The organism is Azospirillum sp. OGB3 (assembly GCF_014192915.1).
In the GTDB taxonomy this organism is placed as follows: domain Bacteria; phylum Pseudomonadota; class Alphaproteobacteria; order Azospirillales; family Azospirillaceae; genus Azospirillum.
In genome coordinates, this window is record NZ_JACHYN010000014.1 from 26,874 (window position 1) to 43,721 (window position 16,848).

At 70.3% G+C, this 16,848-nt stretch carries 17 protein-coding genes; 10 read left to right on the forward strand and 7 right to left on the reverse strand.

Annotation, left to right across the window (positions count from 1 at the left end):
• Positions 1-357 precede the first annotated feature (357 nt).
• Positions 358-657: a hypothetical protein gene (locus FHW79_RS32845; protein WP_247884566.1), complete on the forward strand. Its 300-nt coding sequence runs from the start codon at positions 358-360 to the stop codon at positions 655-657.
• A 161-nt stretch (positions 658-818) separates the two neighbouring features.
• On the opposite strand, the gene FHW79_RS23380 is transcribed toward FHW79_RS32845, so the two are convergent.
• Positions 819-2,810 (reverse strand): YgiQ family radical SAM protein, encoded by a 1,992-nt coding sequence (locus FHW79_RS23380; RefSeq protein WP_348984259.1) that lies wholly within the window; start codon positions 2,808-2,810, stop codon positions 819-821.
• A 402-nt stretch (positions 2,811-3,212) separates the two neighbouring features.
• Between FHW79_RS23380 and FHW79_RS23385 the strand changes: the two genes are divergently transcribed.
• On the forward strand, positions 3,213-3,398 hold the full coding sequence (locus tag FHW79_RS23385) for a hypothetical protein (protein WP_183181121.1): 186 nt from the start codon (positions 3,213-3,215) through the stop codon (positions 3,396-3,398).
• A gap of 62 nt (positions 3,399-3,460) precedes the next feature.
• Positions 3,461-3,649: a hypothetical protein gene (locus FHW79_RS23390; RefSeq protein ID WP_183181122.1), complete on the forward strand. Its 189-nt coding sequence runs from the start codon at positions 3,461-3,463 to the stop codon at positions 3,647-3,649.
• 46 nt (positions 3,650-3,695) lie between these two features.
• Here the strand turns inward: FHW79_RS23390 and FHW79_RS23395 are convergent, their stop codons facing one another.
• The gene (locus tag FHW79_RS23395) at positions 3,696-5,513 is read right to left on the reverse strand and encodes a hypothetical protein (protein ID WP_247884567.1); all 1,818 of its coding nucleotides are present in this window, start codon (positions 5,511-5,513) and stop codon (positions 3,696-3,698) included.
• A gap of 578 nt (positions 5,514-6,091) precedes the next feature.
• Between FHW79_RS23395 and FHW79_RS23400 the strand changes: the two genes are divergently transcribed.
• From FHW79_RS23400 to FHW79_RS23410, 3 genes are all read left to right on the forward strand, one after another.
• Positions 6,092-6,643: a DUF882 domain-containing protein gene (locus tag FHW79_RS23400; RefSeq protein WP_183181123.1), complete on the forward strand. Its 552-nt coding sequence runs from the start codon at positions 6,092-6,094 to the stop codon at positions 6,641-6,643.
• A gap of 246 nt (positions 6,644-6,889) precedes the next feature.
• Positions 6,890-7,084, forward strand: coding sequence for a hypothetical protein (locus FHW79_RS23405; protein WP_183181124.1), 195 nt, complete (start codon positions 6,890-6,892; stop codon positions 7,082-7,084).
• Positions 7,085-7,131: 47 nt separating this feature from the next.
• On the forward strand, positions 7,132-7,356 hold the full coding sequence (locus FHW79_RS23410) for a hypothetical protein (RefSeq protein WP_247884568.1): 225 nt from the start codon (positions 7,132-7,134) through the stop codon (positions 7,354-7,356).
• 97 nt (positions 7,357-7,453) lie between these two features.
• Here the strand turns inward: FHW79_RS23410 and FHW79_RS23415 are convergent, their stop codons facing one another.
• From FHW79_RS23415 to FHW79_RS23430, 4 genes are all read right to left on the reverse strand, one after another.
• A complete protein-coding gene (locus tag FHW79_RS23415; protein WP_236778257.1) occupies positions 7,454-7,684 on the reverse strand; it encodes a hypothetical protein in 231 nt (76 codons plus the stop codon).
• A gap of 149 nt (positions 7,685-7,833) precedes the next feature.
• A complete protein-coding gene (uvrC, locus tag FHW79_RS23420) occupies positions 7,834-9,678 on the reverse strand; it encodes an excinuclease ABC subunit UvrC (protein ID WP_183181125.1) in 1,845 nt (614 codons plus the stop codon).
• Between the two features lie 99 nt (positions 9,679-9,777).
• Positions 9,778-10,902: a LacI family DNA-binding transcriptional regulator gene (locus FHW79_RS23425; RefSeq protein WP_183181126.1), complete on the reverse strand. Its 1,125-nt coding sequence runs from the start codon at positions 10,900-10,902 to the stop codon at positions 9,778-9,780.
• Between the two features lie 87 nt (positions 10,903-10,989).
• Positions 10,990-11,925 (reverse strand): LysR family transcriptional regulator, encoded by a 936-nt coding sequence (locus tag FHW79_RS23430; RefSeq protein ID WP_183181127.1) that lies wholly within the window; start codon positions 11,923-11,925, stop codon positions 10,990-10,992.
• Between the two features lie 147 nt (positions 11,926-12,072).
• On the opposite strand from FHW79_RS23430, the gene FHW79_RS23435 reads away from it, so the two are divergent.
• A complete protein-coding gene (locus FHW79_RS23435; RefSeq protein ID WP_183181128.1) occupies positions 12,073-13,263 on the forward strand; it encodes a urate hydroxylase PuuD in 1,191 nt (396 codons plus the stop codon).
• Here the strand turns inward: FHW79_RS23435 and uraH are convergent.
• Positions 13,248-13,610 (reverse strand): hydroxyisourate hydrolase, encoded by a 363-nt coding sequence (gene uraH / locus FHW79_RS23440; RefSeq protein WP_183181129.1) that lies wholly within the window; start codon positions 13,608-13,610, stop codon positions 13,248-13,250. The genes FHW79_RS23435 and uraH overlap by 16 nt on opposite strands.
• A 178-nt stretch (positions 13,611-13,788) precedes the next feature.
• Between uraH and uraD the strand changes: the two genes are divergently transcribed.
• The 3 genes from uraD to FHW79_RS23455 are packed head-to-tail and all read left to right on the forward strand — an operon-like array spanning position 13,789 to position 16,783.
• Positions 13,789-14,286 (forward strand): 2-oxo-4-hydroxy-4-carboxy-5-ureidoimidazoline decarboxylase, encoded by a 498-nt coding sequence (gene uraD, locus FHW79_RS23445; RefSeq protein ID WP_247884569.1) that lies wholly within the window; start codon positions 13,789-13,791, stop codon positions 14,284-14,286.
• Complete coding sequence (locus FHW79_RS23450; protein ID WP_183181131.1) at positions 14,283-15,539, forward strand: allantoate amidohydrolase; 1,257 nt, start codon at positions 14,283-14,285, stop codon at positions 15,537-15,539. Before uraD ends, FHW79_RS23450 begins: the two co-directional genes overlap by 4 nt.
• Complete coding sequence (locus FHW79_RS23455) at positions 15,536-16,783, forward strand: M20/M25/M40 family metallo-hydrolase (protein ID WP_183181132.1); 1,248 nt, start codon at positions 15,536-15,538, stop codon at positions 16,781-16,783. Before FHW79_RS23450 ends, FHW79_RS23455 begins: the two co-directional genes overlap by 4 nt.
• Positions 16,784-16,848 lie beyond the last annotated feature (65 nt).

Here is a 16,848-nt window from a genome sequence, read left to right on the forward strand (position 1 = left end):
TTTCGACAGGAGAGGGCGATGGGCAACCGTGTGAGGCGTCTGGGGCTCGCGGCGGCGACAGGGGCATGTCTGCTGGCCGGTGCGGCCGCCTCGCAGACGGCCCCCCAAATGGCCACACAAGGTCCCCTGCGGCTCGTACCGACTCCCATTCCCTCTCCGGCTCCGTCTCCGGCGGTGGAGCAGCCCCCTGCCCCGCCGGTCCCCGTTCCACCGCAGCCGTCCCCGGCGGCCACGGTGGTCCGGCCGGGTCAGCCCGCAGCCAACCCTGCGCCCATCCCGCAGCCCGCCGCGAGCGCTGACCCGGCCCAAATCCATCCGCCCACGCCGCGCCCCCAGCCGACCGACGGGGTCGCGGCGGTGCGTGCCTTCTACGATGCCTTGGGACAGGCGGACGCCGCGCGGGCCAACACCTACGTCATTCCCGAGAAGCGAGGCAGCGGCGCCTACGACATCGCGTCGATGACCCGCTTCTACGGCAGCATGCGCGTTCCCGTCCGCCTGCTGGCCGCGGAGCCCATCGGCCGGGACGCCGTGCGCGTGCGCTATCACTATGTCCATGTGAGCGGCCGCGCCTGCGACGGCGCCGCCGAGGTCGCCCTGGCCGAGCGCGATGGGCTGGCGCTGATCGAACGCATCCGGGCGCTCAACGACTGCTGAGCCTTTATCCCTCTCCCGCCTCGGGAGAGGGTGCCCGCGCAGCGGGCGGGTGAGGGTCGTACGAGGATCGTCGCGCTGATCCTTGGCAGCACCCTCACCCTTCCCACGCTGGCGCGTGGGCCCCTTCCCTCTCCTCCCGGGGCGGGAGAGGGAGTGAATGGCTACCTCGCCCTTCCCGCCGGTTTGCCGGTCTTGGCCGGCGCCCGGCGGCCCTTGCCCGCCTGCTGGGTGTAGAAGGTCTTGCCCGGCTTCGGCCTGTCCGCTCCGGATTTGTCCGCCTTGCCAATCCCCCCGGTCGTCTGCCACGCCGGAACGAGTTGGTGTTCGCCCGGACCGATCAGGTCGCTGCGGCCCATCGCCTTCAGCGCGTCGCGCAGCACCGGCCAGTTCTCCGGGTCGTGGTAGCGCAGGAAGGCCTTGTGCAGGCGACGCTGCTTCAGCCCCTTGGCGGAGAACACCGTCTCCGACCCCTCGCGGCGGATCGGGCGCAGCGGGTTGCGGTCGCTGTGGTACATCGCCGTGGCGAGCGCCATGGGGGAGGGCAGGTAGGTCTGCACCTGATCGGCCTTGAAGCCGTTCCGCTTCAGCCACAGGGCGAGGTTCATCATGTCCTCGTCGCTGGTGCCGGGGTGGGCGGCGATGAAGTAGGGGATCAGGTAGAGCTTCTTGCCCGCCGCCTTGGCCGCCTTCTCGAACATCTCCTTGAAGCGGTCGTAGGTGCCGATGCCCGGCTTCATCATCTTGGACAGCGGGCCGGGCTCGGTGTGCTCCGGCGCGATCTTCAGGTAACCGCCGACATGGTGGGTCACCAGCTCCTTCACATACTCCGGGCTGCGGACGGCGAGGTCGTAGCGCAGGCCCGACGCGATGTTGATCTTCTTCACGCCGGGGATGGCGCGCGCCTTGCGGTAGAGCTGGATCAGGTCGCTATGGTCGGTGTTCAGATTCTTGCAGATGTCCGGGAAGACGCAGGACGGGCGGCGGCAGACCTTCTCGATCTCCGGGTCCTTGCAGGCCATGCGGTACATGTTGGCGGTCGGCCCGCCCATGTCGGAGATGACGCCGGTGAAGCCCTTCACCTTGTCGCGGATCTCCTCGATCTCCTTGAGGATCGACCCCTCCGACCGGCTCTGGATGATGCGCCCCTCATGCTCGGTGATCGAGCAGAAGGAGCAGCCGCCGAAGCAGCCGCGCATGATGTTCACCGAGAAGCGGATCATCTCCCAGGCCGGGATGCGCGCGTCGCCGTAGGCCGGGTGGGGTGCTCGGGCGTAGGGCAGGCCGTAGACCCCGTCCATCTCCGCCGTGGTCAGCGGGATCGGCGGCGTGGTCAGCCAGACCTCGCGGTCGCCGTGCCGCTGCACCAGCGCGCGGGCGTTGCCGGGGTTGCTCTCCTGGTGCAGCACGCGCGAGGCGTGGGCGTAGAGCACCTTGTCGGCGCTGACCTGCTCGAAGGAGGGCAGGCGGACCACGGTGCGGTCGGCCCCGGCGGCGCGCGGCGCGGCGGGGGTCAGCTCGTCGATGCTGCTGCTGTCGATGACGGTCCAGCCGTCCGGCACGCGGCTGCGGATGATGGAGGTGCCGCGGACATCATCGATCTCCCGCGCCTTCTCCCCGGCGGCGATGCGGTGGGCGACGTCGATGATCGCGCGCTCCGCGTTGCCGTAGCACAGGATGTCCGCCTTGGAATCCACGAGGACGGAGCGGCGGACCTTCTCGCTCCAATGATCGTACTGGGCGATGCGGCGGAGGCTCGCCTCGATGCCGCCGAGCACGATGGGCACGTCCTTGTAGGTTTCGCGGCAGCGCTGGCTGTAGACGATCACCGCGCGGTCGGGCCGCTTGCCGCCCTCGTCGTTGGGAGTGTAGCTGTCGTTGTGACGCAGGCGGCGGTCCGAGGTGTAGTGGTTCACCATCGAGTCCATGTTGCCGCCGGTCACCCCGAAGAACAGGTTCGGCTTGCCCAGCGCCTTGAACGGCTCGGCGCTGCTCCAGTCCGGCTGGGCGATGATGCCGACGCGGAAGCCCTGGGCCTCCAGCAGCCGCCCGATGATCGCCATGCCGAAGCTGGGGTGGTCGACATAGGCGTCGCCCGTCACCACGACGATGTCGCAGGAATCCCAGCCCAGCCGGTCCATCTCCGCCCGCGTCATCGGCAGGAAGGGCGCGGGGCGCCGGGCCTCCGTCCGGTGCCGGGGGAGGGAGAAGATGTCCCGCGCCGCCGGAACGGCAACGGTGGGCGTGGCTTCGTTGAGCATGACGCTCTCCGTTCGGGCCGCCGGTGCGTTGGGGCGCTGCCGGGGCGGGGTGCTTGATGGTCGGGTGCCGGTTTCATACCGGTCTTGTCCGGCATGGTCCACCGCGCGAGTCCCTACGGAAGTGCCGCGGCGCGGTCAAGGATTGCCTGACCGTCCGGGTCAACTTTATACGCGATTATGACGCCGTGATGTGTGCAGCCGGGTCGCCGTCGGCAAGGGGGCTGTCGCAACGGCCATGCCGGTGTCCTGTTGGGAGGGGCGGAGACGCAAGCCGTCACCCATAAGCAGGAGCTGATCATGAGCACCGACAAACGCTACGGCGACCAGTGCGACGAGCCGCTCGACATCAGGAACACCCGCGCCGACCCCGCCCTCGACGAGGAGAAGATGGGCTTCCAGAACATCGAAGGGCCGGGTGCCGAAACCAGAAAGGATAAGGCGCCGGACACCGACGACTCTCCGGACAGCGCACCCCGGCCGTGACGTGGACCCCGCGGGCGCCCAGGGCGTTGTTTGCTGGAACCACAACAAAGCGGAGGTTCGCCATGGCTGAAGAGAAGACACCGGACACCCCTCCCAACGCGGGGCCGGGCAAGGACTCGCCGTTGGAGGACAAGAGCAAGACGCCCGGCGACGGGACGCTGCAGGACGCCGTGCCCGCCGGAACCACATCCGACGAGCTGCGGCGGCGGGCCGAAGAGGATGACGGGTCCGTCCAGCCGGGCACCGGCTGACGCCTTGGGCGCGTCGTCGGTTTCATCATACGACGTCGTATGAGAGCTATCGGGTGACGCTCTCGCCCGCGGGCGCGGCCAATCCGACCATGGCATAGCTGCTGCGGATGGCCGCGTCCAGAGCCGGCGGCAGGGGTTGGATGCGCTGCTCCCGTGCGATCCGGCGGGCGAAATCGGGGTCCGCCGCCAGGGCCCGCGTCGCCGCCGCCTTGGCCTCGTCCATGCGCCCCATCTCCACGAAGGCGACGGCCAGGGCGGCCTGCGCCGGGGCGGCGGCTGTCACCTCGAATTCCAGCTTCGTGCTGTCCGGGTGCCCATGGCGCTGGAGGGCGAGGCTGTAGGCGGGCAGAAGCCGTTCCCGCTGGGCGGGGTCGCGCTCCATCGCCTGCTCCAGCAGGGGGAGGCCCTTCGCGGATTGCCCGGCTTCGACATGCCACAGGCCGAGGTCGCCCAGCACATGGGCGTTTCCGGGGGACGCCCGGAGGGCGCGCTGCCCGGCGGCGAAGCAGGCAGCGTATTGACCGCGCAGGCAGTAGGCGGTGTAGAGCGCCGTCAAAGGTCGCAACGCGGCTGGTTCCAGTTCGGTGGCGCGCAGGGCGGCAGCCAAAGCGTCGTCCAAGGCGGCGTCGTTCCGTTCCACCCGATAGGCGTCGGACTGCAGCAGGGACAGCGCCGACCATAGCCGGGCGGCCTCGCCGGCGCCGGTCGCCAGCGCGCTGGCCGCGGAGGTCAGGCAACCGCTCAGGGCGGTCCGCTCGGCCGGAGGGATCTCATGCCGCCCAGAGGCGAGGGTGGCGCACTCGCGCGGTGACAGGCTGGCGGCCGGCTTGGCGCGCAGACGCGCGGTGGCAATCGGCAGAAGGGGGCCTTGCGCGGCGGTGAGCGGCTCGATGATGCCATTTGCCAGGGACTGCGGAGTCGGAAAGCCCTGCGGTCCCGCCGGGCGGTCCAGGCTGCTGGACCACAGCACCGTCCCGGTGGCGAGGTCGGTCAGATGCACGACCAAGCGAACCGACGCGTCATGTCCCTGAAGACTTCCCGACAGGCGGAGTCCCTGGTGGGGTGCCGCGGCGGTCGATGGCGGGTCGATCCGCACCGGCAGGTCGGTGCGGTTGGCGAGTCCTCCGGCGATCTCGTCTGTCAGCATGGCGGCGATGGCCGCGTCCTCCGCCGATTGGCCGGTGGTGCGGAAGGGGCCGACGATGAGGGTCAGGGGTGCGTTGCTCGTTGCGGACGCGGGCGCGGATATGCCTGCGAACGGGGCCGCCGGCGGTTCCGTCTCCATCGGCTCCGCGCTGGCTACGATCGGATGGGGGCCGAGGGCCAGCGCCTCCTCCATGTCGGCGGGCGTGGCGAGGGTCCGGCCGACCAGCAGGCCGGCCAGCCCGACCGCGATCAGGACCACGGCGGCCAGCGCGGCGATGCGCGGGGACAGGGCGCTCCGCTGTGCGCCCACCGTCGGAACGGCCCACGAGCCGGGCAGGGCAGGGGGCGGTTCGCCGCACATCCGCTCGAAGCGGGGAGCGTAGCCGCCCTTCGGCACGACGATGCGGATCGGGTCGTCGCGGCCGGCGGTCAGATAGTAGTGATCCAGGCTGCGGCGCAGCCGCCCGGCCTCCAGCCGCACGATGGGATCGGACTGCGGGTCGAAGCTCGGCTCGCGGTTGAAGACGCTGACGGCGATGCAGTAGGCCTTGATCTGCTGCGCCCGTCCGTCCAGGCACTCCTCGACCACATAGCGCAGGAAACGGCGGTTGCGCTCCGACGCGTCGAAATGCTCGCTCGCCAAAATCCGCTCAAGTTGCGTCCTGACGGCACGATCATCCAGTTCCCACCTCTGCGCGGGCGGAGTTTCCTCGGTCATTCGTGACGTCTCCCGAATATTGAGAAAGACGACGGGCGTTCCTTCTCAAAAGGGGTGGGTCGATGTGTTGCCGGCATTCTTCCATCGGGAAAAACGGATGTCCATTAGCCCTGTGCTTTTAGGCCGGGCGTTATTCCCGAAGTCCGCCGCGATCTCTGTTCGTTGGGGTGGGGTGCTCACCCGAAAGGGGGAGGCGGCGCGGCCGAAGGCGGCGGAGACCACCCCCGCCGAACGGGGCGTAAACTACCGTATGCTACCCGCCGCGGCGGAACGGGCGGCGCTTCGGCCGGTTATCCCGCCGCCGGACAGGGGACTCGACAGGGAAGGGTCCGAACAATCGCTGAAGGCCCTTCCCGTTCCCGCGGCACGCCAGGCCCACCGACGCGCAACCCCCGCCGTTGGTCCCGCCGTCATCAGGGCGTGCCGACATTTTCCGGTTTTCCCTGTTCACGGCTTCGGTAACGCAACGCACCGGTGGTTCCATGCCTTTTCTGTCTTCGTCTTTTTTGCCGTCCCTGAACGCGTCTTCCCATCGCTCTCCCGCTTCCCACCTTCAAGCATCGTCTCCGAAATCCCCGATGGCCCAGTCCGCCGCCGCCGCCCTGACGCGCCGCGGCATCTTCGGGCTGGGGGCCGCCGTGGCGGTCGGTGTCTGCAACAGCCGCAGCGCCGCAGCGTGGGAGCCGGCGCCGGAGCGCACGCTGCGAATCTACAATTGCCTGACGGGGGAGAGCTTCGACGGCGTCTATTGGGCCGAGGGACGCCCGGTCGCGGAGGCGATGGCCCGCATCGACTGGGTTCTGCGCGATCACCGCAGCGACGACTGCCACCGCATCGACCTCGCCCTGCTGAACCGCCTCTCGGAAATGCAGGAGAAGCTGGACAGCCAGCATCCGTTCGAAGTGCTGTCGGCCTTCCGCTCCAAGGAAACCAACCGCCGCGTGAAGGGGGCGGCCACGGGCAGCCTGCATCTGCAGGGGCGCGCGGTCGACCTGCGCCTGCAGGGGCGGCGCGCGGTGGATCTCTACCGCTGCGCCCTGTCCTTCGGCGACGGCGGGGCGGGCTGCTACGCGAAGCGGAACTTTGTCCATGTCGACACCGGGCCGACGCGGCGATGGATTGGAGCCTGAGCGTGGCGGCGCGGAATAGGGACTTTTCGTCGCAGAACCTTTTGCCAGGGGGCATCGGGCGAAGGGCATTGCGCCGATGGATGGATTGTGCGCAGGACGGAGGAAGCGCACCATAGCCCGAAAAAGAAGGCCGTATGATTGGCCGATGCTCTTTGGGAGGAGCCCATGCTAACCCCAACCGACCTTGCGGACTCTCGGGGCCGCAGCCTATCGGCGCGCCGTCACCCGTTGACGGACCCCGCCCGGATGGCCCAAGCCCGCACGCTGGCGGGCTGGATCGCCGTGATCGCCGAAGACCGCGGCCTGGACGAGCGGGGCGTCGCTGCGGCGACCGGCCTGGACATCGAGGATGTCCGGGCGGTTCTGGACGGCACCGTGTTCATGATGCCCGTGAGCACGCTCGACCGCGCGCTGCGCCGCCTGGAGGGCCGCCCGCACTGAGGAGCCGCAAACCCGCCTCTCCCCGTCCGCCGGCACAGGAGGACCGCATGACCCACCACGTCCGCAAACGGAGCAGCGCCATGGACCGCACGGAGAAACGCGACGCGATCACCCGCATCCGCCACGCCGCCGAACAGCAGGGGCTGGACGCCGGCGATCTGGCCCGGATGACCGGTCTGGCGCCGGGGCACGCCCGCGCGATCCTGTCCGGTTTCGGGTCGACGGTTCCGCGCGCGGCTTTGGACGAGACCCTCACCGTTCTGCCGGAGTGACGAGACGCTCGTGGCGGCACGCTGAAATGGAAACGGCGGCGCATCGGGTGCGCCGCCGTTTCCTTATGGGCCGTTTCCTTATGGGATGTGCTGTGGTTCAGGCGACCGAGAGCACGTCCAGATAGACGTTCGCCGGCTCGGTCAGATGAATGCGGTACAGCATGCCCGTCTGGTCGACGATGATGCTGGCGACGGGGTTCTTCGCGGCCATGTCGGTGACGGCGGCGCGCACGTTGCGCGGCAGGCTGTCGAGTTCGACGTCGCGGTAGCCGTTCTTGTCGGAGAACTTGATGGTCTTCTGGCCCATGGTCAGGCGCCCTGCGTGCATGCTCTGTTTGCGGTGGGCGGACCATGATCCCGTCGGGTTAAGGAAGCACTAACCAAAAACCGCGCAAACGCAGGACTGATGAGCGGCGGCTGCATCGGTGTCTCTGGAATAATTCGGCCGGGGTGGGGGCAACCGCGGCCACTCATCCCCTACCCATGAAAATGCTCGAACACCCGCCGGGCCAGCGCCGCGCTGATGCCGGGAGCCGCCTCCAGATCCTTCAGCCCCGCCGAGGCCACCGCGGTGGAGCTGCCGAAATGATGCAGCAGGGCCTTCTTGCGCGACGGGCCGACTCCGGGGATGCCGTCGATGCGGGTGTGGTCCATCGCCTTCAGGCGGCGGGTGCGGTGGGCGTCGATGGCCGTCCGGTGGGCCTCGTCGCGCAGCCGTTGCAGGAAGTACAGCACCGGGTCGTTGGGCTCCAGCCGGAAGGGCTCGCGGTCCGGCAGGAAGAAGCGCTCGCGCCCGGCGTCGCGGTCCGGACCCTTGGCGATGGCGGCCAGCGGAACGCCCGCCACGCCCAGCCCGTCCAGCACCGCGCGGGCGGCGTTCAACTGGCCCAAGCCCCCGTCGATCAGCACCAGATCCGGCCATTGGCCACCGCTGCGCTGCGGGTCCTCGCGCAGCGCGCGCCCGAAGCGGCGGGTCAGCACGTCGCGCAGCATCGCGCAGTCGTCGCCGGCCGCGGCGGGGTCCTTGATGTGGAAGCGGCGCCCCGCGTTGCGCTGGATGCCCTCCGGCCCGGCGACCACCATCGCGCCGACCGGGAAGGCCCCCTGGATGTGCGAGTTGTCGTAGATTTCGATACGGGCCGGTGTTTTCGGCAATCCGAAGACGCGCGCCACCCCGGCCAGCAGCTTGCCCTGGGCGGAGCGTTCGGCCATGCGGCGGCCATGGGCCTCGCGCGCGTTGGTCAGGGCGTGCTCGACGACGCGGCGCTTTGGGCCGCGCTGGGGAACCTCCACCTCGACCCGCCGCCCGGCGGCCAACGTCAGCGCCTCGGCCAGCAGGGCGCGCTCCGCGATGGCGTGGCTGAGCAGCAGGTGGCGCGGCGGCGGCGTCCCTTCGTAGAGTTGCGCGGCGAAGGCGGCGAGGATCGCGGCGGGCTCCTCCTCCCCGTCGTGCCGGGGGAAGAAGGCGCGGGTGCCCTGGTTGCGCCCGCCGCGGAAGAAGAAGGCCTGGACGCAGGCGGTCCCGCCCTCGGCGTGGACGGCCAGCACGTCGGCGTCCTCCAGCACGCCTTCCAGATTGATGTCCTGGCGGCTTTGCAGGGCGGTCAGGGCGCGGATGCGGTCGCGCCAGCGGGCGGCGTCCTCATAGGCCAGCCGGTCGGAGCAATCCATCATGTGGCGGGCGAATTCCGCCTGGACGGCGGCGCTGCGCCCGGTCAGCACGTCGCGCACGCCCTGCATTTGGGCTGCGTACTCTTCCGCCGTGACGCGGCCGACGCAGGGGGCGGAACAGCGCTTGATCTGGTGCTGGAGGCAGGGCCGCGTGCGCGCGGTGAAGGTGGCGTCGTCGCAGTTGCGCAGCAGGAAGGCGCGCTGCAACGCCCCGATGGTCATGCCGACGAGGGCGGGGGAGGCGTAGGGTCCGAACAGGTCGCGTTTCTTCCCGTGCCGATCGGCGCTGCCGCGGTGGTGCATCAGCCTGGGGAACTCGTGACCCTCGCCGAGCGCGATGTAGGAGAAGGAGCGGTCGTCCTTCACCAGCACGTTGAAGGGCGGCAGCAGGCGGCGGATCAGGTTCGCCTCCAGCAGGAGGGCCTCCGCCTCGGTGTGGGTGGTGACGAACTCCATGGAGCGGGTCAGCGCCACCATGCGGCGGGTGCGATTGGGCAGCCCATCGGTCCGGGTGTAGCTGGCCACCCGGCGTTTCAAGTTCTTCGCCTTGCCGACATACAGGATGCGACCGTCCGCCCCGATCATCCGATAGACGCCGGGCGTGTCCGGCAGCGTCGGCAGGGTGGCGCGGATCGCCGCGGCTCCATCCATCACACGAATCCGGTGTGTTGATCACGATGGCGCGGAAGGAAGCAGGGGAACGAACCATGGACAAGGGACAATCGTCAGTCCTGTCCTTCAGACCAGGAGTCACCCCGCCCTTTGCCGCTCCACGCCCGCATCGGCGTCGGGGCGGGTGCTGTCGCGGACGACCAGCTCGCAATCCAGCCCATGATGCGGCTGGGCCACCGTCGTGCCGTTCAGCCGGGCCAGGATCTGGCCGGCGGCCAGCTCCCCGATCTCGCGCTGCGGCGGGCGGACGGTGGACAGCGGCGGCAGGCAGGCGGCGCTGAAGGTCAGATCGCCGAAGCCGATCACCGCCAGATCGTCGGGCACGCTCAGCCCGCGCCGGTTCGCCTCGAACAGAACGCCCAGCGCCATGGCGTCGTTGGAGCAGACCACCCCGTCGATGTCCGGATGCAGCGCGAACACCTCGTCGATCAGCCAGATGCCGACGGGGGTGGAAGCGGTGTCGGGGGCGGTGAAGGCGATCGGCTCGTGCAGGCCGCGACGGCGCACCTCGTCCTCATAGCCGTCGGTGCGGCTGCGCACGCGCATGTCCTGATGCACCGCGGCGCCGATGTAGGCGACCTTGCGGCTGCCCTGGTCGTAGAGGTGGCCGGCCTGCCGGCGCCCCACCTCGAAGTGGGAGAAGCCGACCGTCATGTCCACCGCCGGGGTCTGGGTGGAGGGGATGTCCCACATCTCCACCACCGGCACGCCGGAGGAGCGCAGCATGGCGCGCGTCCGCTCGGTGTGGTGCAGCCCGGTGACCACCACCGCGGCGGGCGACCAGGCGAGGAAGGCGCGGATCAGCTCCTCCTCCCGCTCCGGATCGAACTCGCTGACGCCCAGCAGGGTCTGGTAATGGGCGGTCTGGAAGGCGCTTTGCAGCGTGTTGTAGGTCTCAGCGAAGAAGGAGTTGGTGATGGAGGGCAGGATCACCCCCACCGTCCGGCTCTTCGCCGCGGCGAGGCTGCCCGCCACGAGGTTGGGCACGTAGCCGAGCTGGTCGATCACCGTCCGCACGCGGGTCGCCAACTCCTCAGACACCGCCTCCGGCTTGCGCAGATAGAGCGAGACGGTGCTGGGCGACACGCCGGCGGCGTTGGCCACGTCCGTCATGGTCAGCCGTTCCGTGGCGCGGCGGGTCTTCTTGCGGATGGGCTTGGCGGGCTTCGGCGGGATCGGCTTGGCGGGCGGCTGTGCGGTCATTCTCGTCCTTCCCTGCGGCGAACCCCGCCGCGCGGCGTGGCGGCATCATAGCACGCCGTCGGAAAAGCGGGGGAAAAGCGGGAACGGTCAGGGCGCGGCATACGGTTCCGCTCCAACCATGTCCGTATCCGCCAGGGTGGCGCGCGCCTGCTCCGCGAAGAAGTCGATGAAGACGCGGATCTTCGCGGGCAGCAGGTTGCGGTGGGGGTAGAGCACGGCGAGCGTCACCGGCTCCGGCGGGCAGTGCGGCAGGACGACGCGCAAGGCCCCGCGGCGCAGATGGTCGGCCACCTCCCACAGCGGCTTCAGCACGATCCCTTCCCCGGCCAGCGCCCAGCCGGTCAGCACGTCGCCGTCGTCGGCGTCGAACTGGCCGGACACCGGCAGGGTCATCGGGCCTTGCGGCGTGTTCAGCGTCCACTGGAACTGCTGAGAGCCGGGAAAGCGCAGCAGCAGGCAGTGGTGGGACAGCAGCTCCTCCGGCCGGGCCGGCACGCCCCGCCGCTCCAGATAGGACGGCGCGGCGCAGAGCACGCGGGGCAGATCGGCAATCTTGCGCGCGACGAAGCTGGAGTCCTTCAGCGGCGCCATGCGGATGGCGACGTCGGTCGCCTCGCGCAGCAGGTCCAGCAGATGGTCGGACAGACGCAACCGCAGGTCCACCTGGGGATAGGCGGCGTGGAAACGCGGCACCATCGGGGCCAGGATGCGCCGCCCGAAGCCCAGCGGCGCCGTCACCCGCAGGCTGCCCACCGGCGCCCCGCCGATGGCGCCGACGCTGCTCTCCGCCCGCTCCGCCGCCTCCAGCACCTCCAGGCAGTGTTCGAAGAAGACCTTTCCGGCCTCGGTGAACTGCACCTGCCGGGTGGTGCGGTTGAGCAGGCGGGCGTTCAGATGCTCCTCCAGGCTTTGCAGCCGGTGGCTGACCACGGCGGGCGACAGGCGCAGGCTGCGCCCGGCGGCGGACAGGCTGCCCAGCTCCACCACCCGCACGAACACCCGCATGTTCTCCAGCAGCGCCACGCTTGGCCCTTTCCCCACACCCCATGGGGAATCTTCCCACCTTTCCGTTTTTTTTGAAAGTGCTGGCGCACGCATCCGCTTCCCCGCTGCGCTGCGGCAACCGTAGAGTTCAGGGTGGGGATCACCGAACGGAAGAGGCCGCGACGCATGGAGCCGATCGTCTGGGAATGGGTCAACTTTCTGGTGCGCTGGCTGCACGTCATCACGGCCATCGCCTGGATCGGGTCGAGCTTCTACTTCATCCACCTCGACCTGTCGCTGCGGCGGCGTGACGGTCTGCCCAACGGCGTGGCGGGGGAGGCGTGGCAGGTCCACGGCGGCGGCTTCTACAACATGATGAAATACACGGTCGCCCCGCCGGAGCTGCCGGAGAAGCTGACCTGGTTCAAATGGGAAGCCTACGCCACCTGGCTCAGCGGTTTCGCGCTGCTGTCGGTGCTCTACTACCACGGCGCCACGCTCTACATGATCGACCCGGCGGTGCTGGACATTCCCTGGTGGGGCGCGGTGCTGCTCAGCCTGGGCGCCCTGGGGCTGGGCTGGCACGTCTATGACCGGCTGTGCAAGTCGCCGCTGGGCAAGGACGACGTGAAGCTGGCGGCGGCGGGCTTCGTCTTCCTGGTTCTGGTCGCCTGGGGCCTCAGCCATGTCTTCAGCGGGCGGGCGGCGATGCTGCATGTCGGCGCGCTGATCGGCACGATGATGTCGGCCAACGTCTTCCGCATCATCATCCCCAACCAGACCAAGGCCGTGGCCGCCATGAAGGCGGGGCAGGTGCCCGACCCGGCGCTGGGCAAGCAGGCCAAGCAGCGCTCGCTGCACAACAATTACCTGACGCTGCCGGTCGTCTTCCTGATGATCTCCAACCACTACCCGCTGGCCTTCGGCACGCGCTACAGCTGGGTGATCGTCGCCGTGGTGCTGGTGGTCGGGGCGGTGATCCGCCACTTCTTCAACAGCCGCCACGCCGGCAAGCCGACGCCCTGGTGGACCTGGGCGGTGGCCGCCGCGGGCGTCGCCGTCATCATCGGTTTGAGCGCCGCCGGCACGCGAACCGGGAGCGCCGCTGCCGCACCGGCCAGGGTCGAATTCGCGCAGGTGGCGGAGGTGGTGCTGTCCCGCTGCTCCATGTGCCACGCGGCGCAGCCGGTGTGGGAGGGGATCGGCGTGCCGCCGCGCGGCGTGACGCTGGACAGCGCGGAGGCGATCAGCCGCCATGCGCCGCAGATCCGGACCTGGGCGGCGCTGTCCGACGCGATGCCCCCCGGCAACGTCACCGGGATCACGCCGGAGGAGCGCCGCCTGCTCGCCGCCTGGACCGATCAGCTGCCCCGGTAGGTCGAGTAGCTGTAAGGGGAGACGAGCAGCGGCACGTGATAATGCTGGTCCGCGTTGGCGACGCCGAAGCGGATCGGCACCACGTCGAGGAAGGCGGGCTCCGTCATCTCCAGGCCGGAGGCGCGGAAATAGTCGCCGGCCTCGAACACCAGCTCGTAGACGCCCGGCGTCAGGTCGGCCCCAGCGAGGAGCGGCGCGTCGCAGCGCCCGTCGGCGTTGGTGCGGGTTTGGGTCAACCGCTCCCGCCGCTCCCCGTCGATGCGGTAGAGGGTGACGGCGATCCCGGCGCCGGGCCGTCCGTGTGTCGTGTCGAGAACATGGGTGGTCAGGCGCCCGCTTCCGGACATGGGTCTCTCTCCTCGCCGTGGAATGCCGCAAGGACACCTTATACCGCACCGCCGCGCGGTCCGAACGGGGGCTGGGCAAAAAGACTTTCAAACGGATCGCGAAAGCGGACCTCGGCGATTGCGGTTATGCTGCGGGACAGAGGACCGATCAGGGAAGGCCGGGATGCGACCGAGCGAGATGGACCGTGCAAGTTTCGTCGCCCGATTCGGCGGCGTGTTCGAACATTCGCCCTGGGTCGCCGAAGGCGCCTGGGATGCCGGAGACCTGCCTGACGATGCGGAAGGCTTGCACACCGCCATGGTCGCCGTCCTGCGCGCCGCCGACCATGGCCGGAAGCTGGCGCTGCTGAACGCTCACCCCGATCTGGCGGGCCGGCTGGCGCTGCGCGGCGAACTGACCGCCGACAGCACGGCGGAGCAGGCCAGCGCCGGGCTGGACCGCTGCACGCCCGAGGAGTTCGCCCGCTTCACCGAGCTGAACGACGCCTACAAGGCGCGCTTCGGCTTCCCCTTCATCCTGGCGGTCAAGGGGCGCAGCCGCGCCGACATCCTGGAGGCGTTCGAAACCCGCCTGTCCAACGGCCCGGAGGAGGAGTTCGCCACGGCGCTGGCCCAGGTCGAGCGCATCACCTGGCTGCGCCTGAAGGACCTGCTGCCCAAGGACATCGGGCCATGACGGCGTTCGGCGCGGACCTGATGGCGCGGCTGGACGCCTTCGCCGGCTTCACAGAGGAGCCGGGGCTGCTGACCCGCCTGTTCCTGACGACCCAGCACCGCGCCGCCGCGGACTGGCTGATGGAGCTGATGGGCAAGGCCGGGATGAACGCCCGGCTCGACCCGGCGGGCACGGTGGTCGGCCGCTACGAGGGGACCGTGCCGGGCGCGCCGGCCCTGCTGATCGGCTCGCACATCGACACGGTGCGCAACGCCGGCCGGTATGACGGGAACCTGGGCGTGCTCGCCGCCGTCGCCGCGGTGGCGGAGCTGGACCGGCGCGGCGAGCGGCTGCCCTTCGCCATCGAGGTGCTGGGCTTCGGCGACGAGGAGGGGGTGCGCTTCCCCGTGACGCTGACCGGCAGCCGCGCCGTCGCGGGCCGCTTCGACCGGGCGGCGCTGGAGACGCGCGACCGCGACGGCGTGCGCATGGCCGACGCGCTGCGCGCCTTCGGCGGCGACCCCGAGGCCATCGCCGCGGCGGCTCGCAAGCCGGGGGAGGCGCTGGCCTTCCTGGAGGTCCACATCGAACAGGGGCCGGTGCTGGAGGCGGAAGGGTTGCCGGTCGGCATCGTCACGGCCATCAACGGCGCCACGCGCTTCGCCGTCCGGCTGCGCGGCATGGCCGGCCATGCCGGCACGGTGCCCATGGCGCTGCGCCGCGACGCGCTGGCCGCCGCCGCCGAGATGACCCTGGCGGCGGAGCGGGTGGCCGCGGCCTCGGACGCCGGGGCCCCCGAAGCCGGATTGGTGGCGACGGTGGGCCGGATCGAGGCGAAGCCGGGCGCCGTCAACGTCATCCCTGGTGAGGTTGCTTTCACCCTCGACGTCCGCGCGCCGGAGGACGCCGTGCGGCGGGACGCCTGCGCCGCCATCCTCGCCGGCTTCAAGGGCATCGCCGCACGCCGCGGCGTGGAGCTGGCGGTGGAGACCACCCACGACGCCGCCGCCGCCCCCTGCTCCCCCGGCATCCGGCGGCAGATCGAGGCCGCGGTGGTCCGCGCCGGCGTCCGCCCCCTGTCGCTGCCCAGCGGCGCCGGACACGACGCCATGGCCTTCGCCGGCGTGCTGCCGATGGGCATGCTGTTCGTCCGCTGCAAGGGCGGCATCAGCCACAACCCCGCCGAATCCATCACCGCGGAGGACGCCGACCTGTCGGTGCGGATCCTCTTGGACATCATCCGCCACTTCGAGCACGAGACCCCGACAGCATGACCGACACCGTCCGGACCAACATTGCCCAACAGGCCGCCCGCGCGTTCCTGGAGCAGACCCGCGACGCGCAGGTCCGCTTCCTGGCCGAACTGGTCAAGGTGCCCTCCGACAACCCGGCCGGCGACTGCGCCCCCCACGCCGAGCGGGCCGCCGCGCTGCTGGAGGCCATGGGGCTGACGGTGGAGCGCCACCCGGTTCCGGCGGAGCTGGTGCAGGCCAACGGCATGATCTCCGCCACCAACCTGATCGTGCGCCGCCGCTTCGGCGACGGGCCGACCGTGGCGCTGAACGCCCACGGCGACGTGGTGCCGCCGGGCGAGGGCTGGACCCGCGACCCCTACGGGGCGGAGGTGGTGGACGGCTGGATGTACGGGCGCGGCGTCGCCGTCTCGAAATCCGACTTCGTCACCTACACCTACGCGCTGCTGGCGCTTGAGAAGGCCGGGCTGGCGCGCGGCACGGTGGAGCTGCACCTGACCTACGACGAGGAGGCCGGCGGCGAGATCGGGCCGAAATGGCTGCTGGACGAGGGGCTGACCAAGCCGGACTTCGCCATCGCCGCGGGATTCAGCTACGGCGTCGTCACCGCGCACAACGGCTGTCTGCATCTGGAGGTCGAGGTCACCGGCAAGTCCGCCCACGCCGCCCTGCCGATGACCGGCATCGACGCGCTGGAGGCGACGACGGCGATCCTCGGCGCGCTTTACGAACACCGCAAGGGTTACGCCGGCACCGTGTCGGCGGTGGGGGGCATCGGCTCGCCGCAGTTGACGGTGGGCCTCATCAAGGGCGGCATCAACACCAACGTCGTCCCGGACCGCGTGACCCTGCGCCTCGACCGCCGGATGATTCCGGAGGAGGCGCCGGAAACGGTGGAGGAGACGTTGCGCGCGGTCATCGCCGACGCGGCCACGACCTTCCCGAAGGCCCGCGTCGAGGTCCGCCGCATCCTGCTGGCCCGCCCGCTGACCCCGCTGCCCGGCACCGACCGGCTGGCCGCCGTCCTCTGCGCCCACGCCAGCCGCGTCATGGGCGAGCCGGTGGAGACCAAGGGCGTGCCGCTCTACACCGACGCGCGCCATTACTCCGACGCGGGCGTGCCCATCGCCCTGTTCGGCGCCGGCCCCCACACCATCGAGGAGGCCAACGCCCACCGCGCCGACGAGCGCCTGCCGCTGTCCGACCTGTTCAAGGCGACGGAGGTTGTGGCGCTGTCGCTGTTGGAGGTGCTGGGCGAGGGGTGAGGCTGCACTGGTGCTGACCTTGCCCCCTCCCTAACCCTCCCCCGCTGACGCAGGGGAGGGGACAT

Bases quoted from the DNA above. Each gene is read 5' to 3' on its own strand.
- FHW79_RS23380 (WP_348984259.1), bottom strand. From the start codon at position 2,810: ATGACGCGGGCGGAGATGGACCGGCTGGGCTGGGATTCCTGCGACATC.
- FHW79_RS23385 (WP_183181121.1), top strand. From the start codon at position 3,213: ATGAGCACCGACAAACGCTACGGCGACCAGTGCGACGAGCCGCTCGAC.
- FHW79_RS23390 (WP_183181122.1), top strand. From the start codon at position 3,461: ATGGCTGAAGAGAAGACACCGGACACCCCTCCCAACGCGGGGCCGGGC.
- FHW79_RS23395 (WP_247884567.1), bottom strand. From the start codon at position 5,513: ATGACCGAGGAAACTCCGCCCGCGCAGAGGTGGGAACTGGATGATCGT.
- FHW79_RS23400 (WP_183181123.1), top strand. From the start codon at position 6,092: ATGGCCCAGTCCGCCGCCGCCGCCCTGACGCGCCGCGGCATCTTCGGG.
- FHW79_RS23405 (WP_183181124.1), top strand. From the start codon at position 6,890: ATGGCCCAAGCCCGCACGCTGGCGGGCTGGATCGCCGTGATCGCCGAA.
- FHW79_RS23410 (WP_247884568.1), top strand. From the start codon at position 7,132: ATGACCCACCACGTCCGCAAACGGAGCAGCGCCATGGACCGCACGGAG.
- FHW79_RS23415 (WP_236778257.1), bottom strand. From the start codon at position 7,684: ATGCACGCAGGGCGCCTGACCATGGGCCAGAAGACCATCAAGTTCTCC.
- uvrC (WP_183181125.1), bottom strand. From the start codon at position 9,678: ATGGATGGAGCCGCGGCGATCCGCGCCACCCTGCCGACGCTGCCGGAC.
- FHW79_RS23425 (WP_183181126.1), bottom strand. From the start codon at position 10,902: ATGACCGCACAGCCGCCCGCCAAGCCGATCCCGCCGAAGCCCGCCAAG.
- FHW79_RS23435 (WP_183181128.1), top strand. From the start codon at position 12,073: ATGGAGCCGATCGTCTGGGAATGGGTCAACTTTCTGGTGCGCTGGCTG.
- uraH (WP_183181129.1), bottom strand. From the start codon at position 13,610: ATGTCCGGAAGCGGGCGCCTGACCACCCATGTTCTCGACACGACACAC.
- uraD (WP_247884569.1), top strand. From the start codon at position 13,789: ATGGACCGTGCAAGTTTCGTCGCCCGATTCGGCGGCGTGTTCGAACAT.
- FHW79_RS23450 (WP_183181131.1), top strand. From the start codon at position 14,283: ATGACGGCGTTCGGCGCGGACCTGATGGCGCGGCTGGACGCCTTCGCC.
- FHW79_RS23455 (WP_183181132.1), top strand. From the start codon at position 15,536: ATGACCGACACCGTCCGGACCAACATTGCCCAACAGGCCGCCCGCGCG.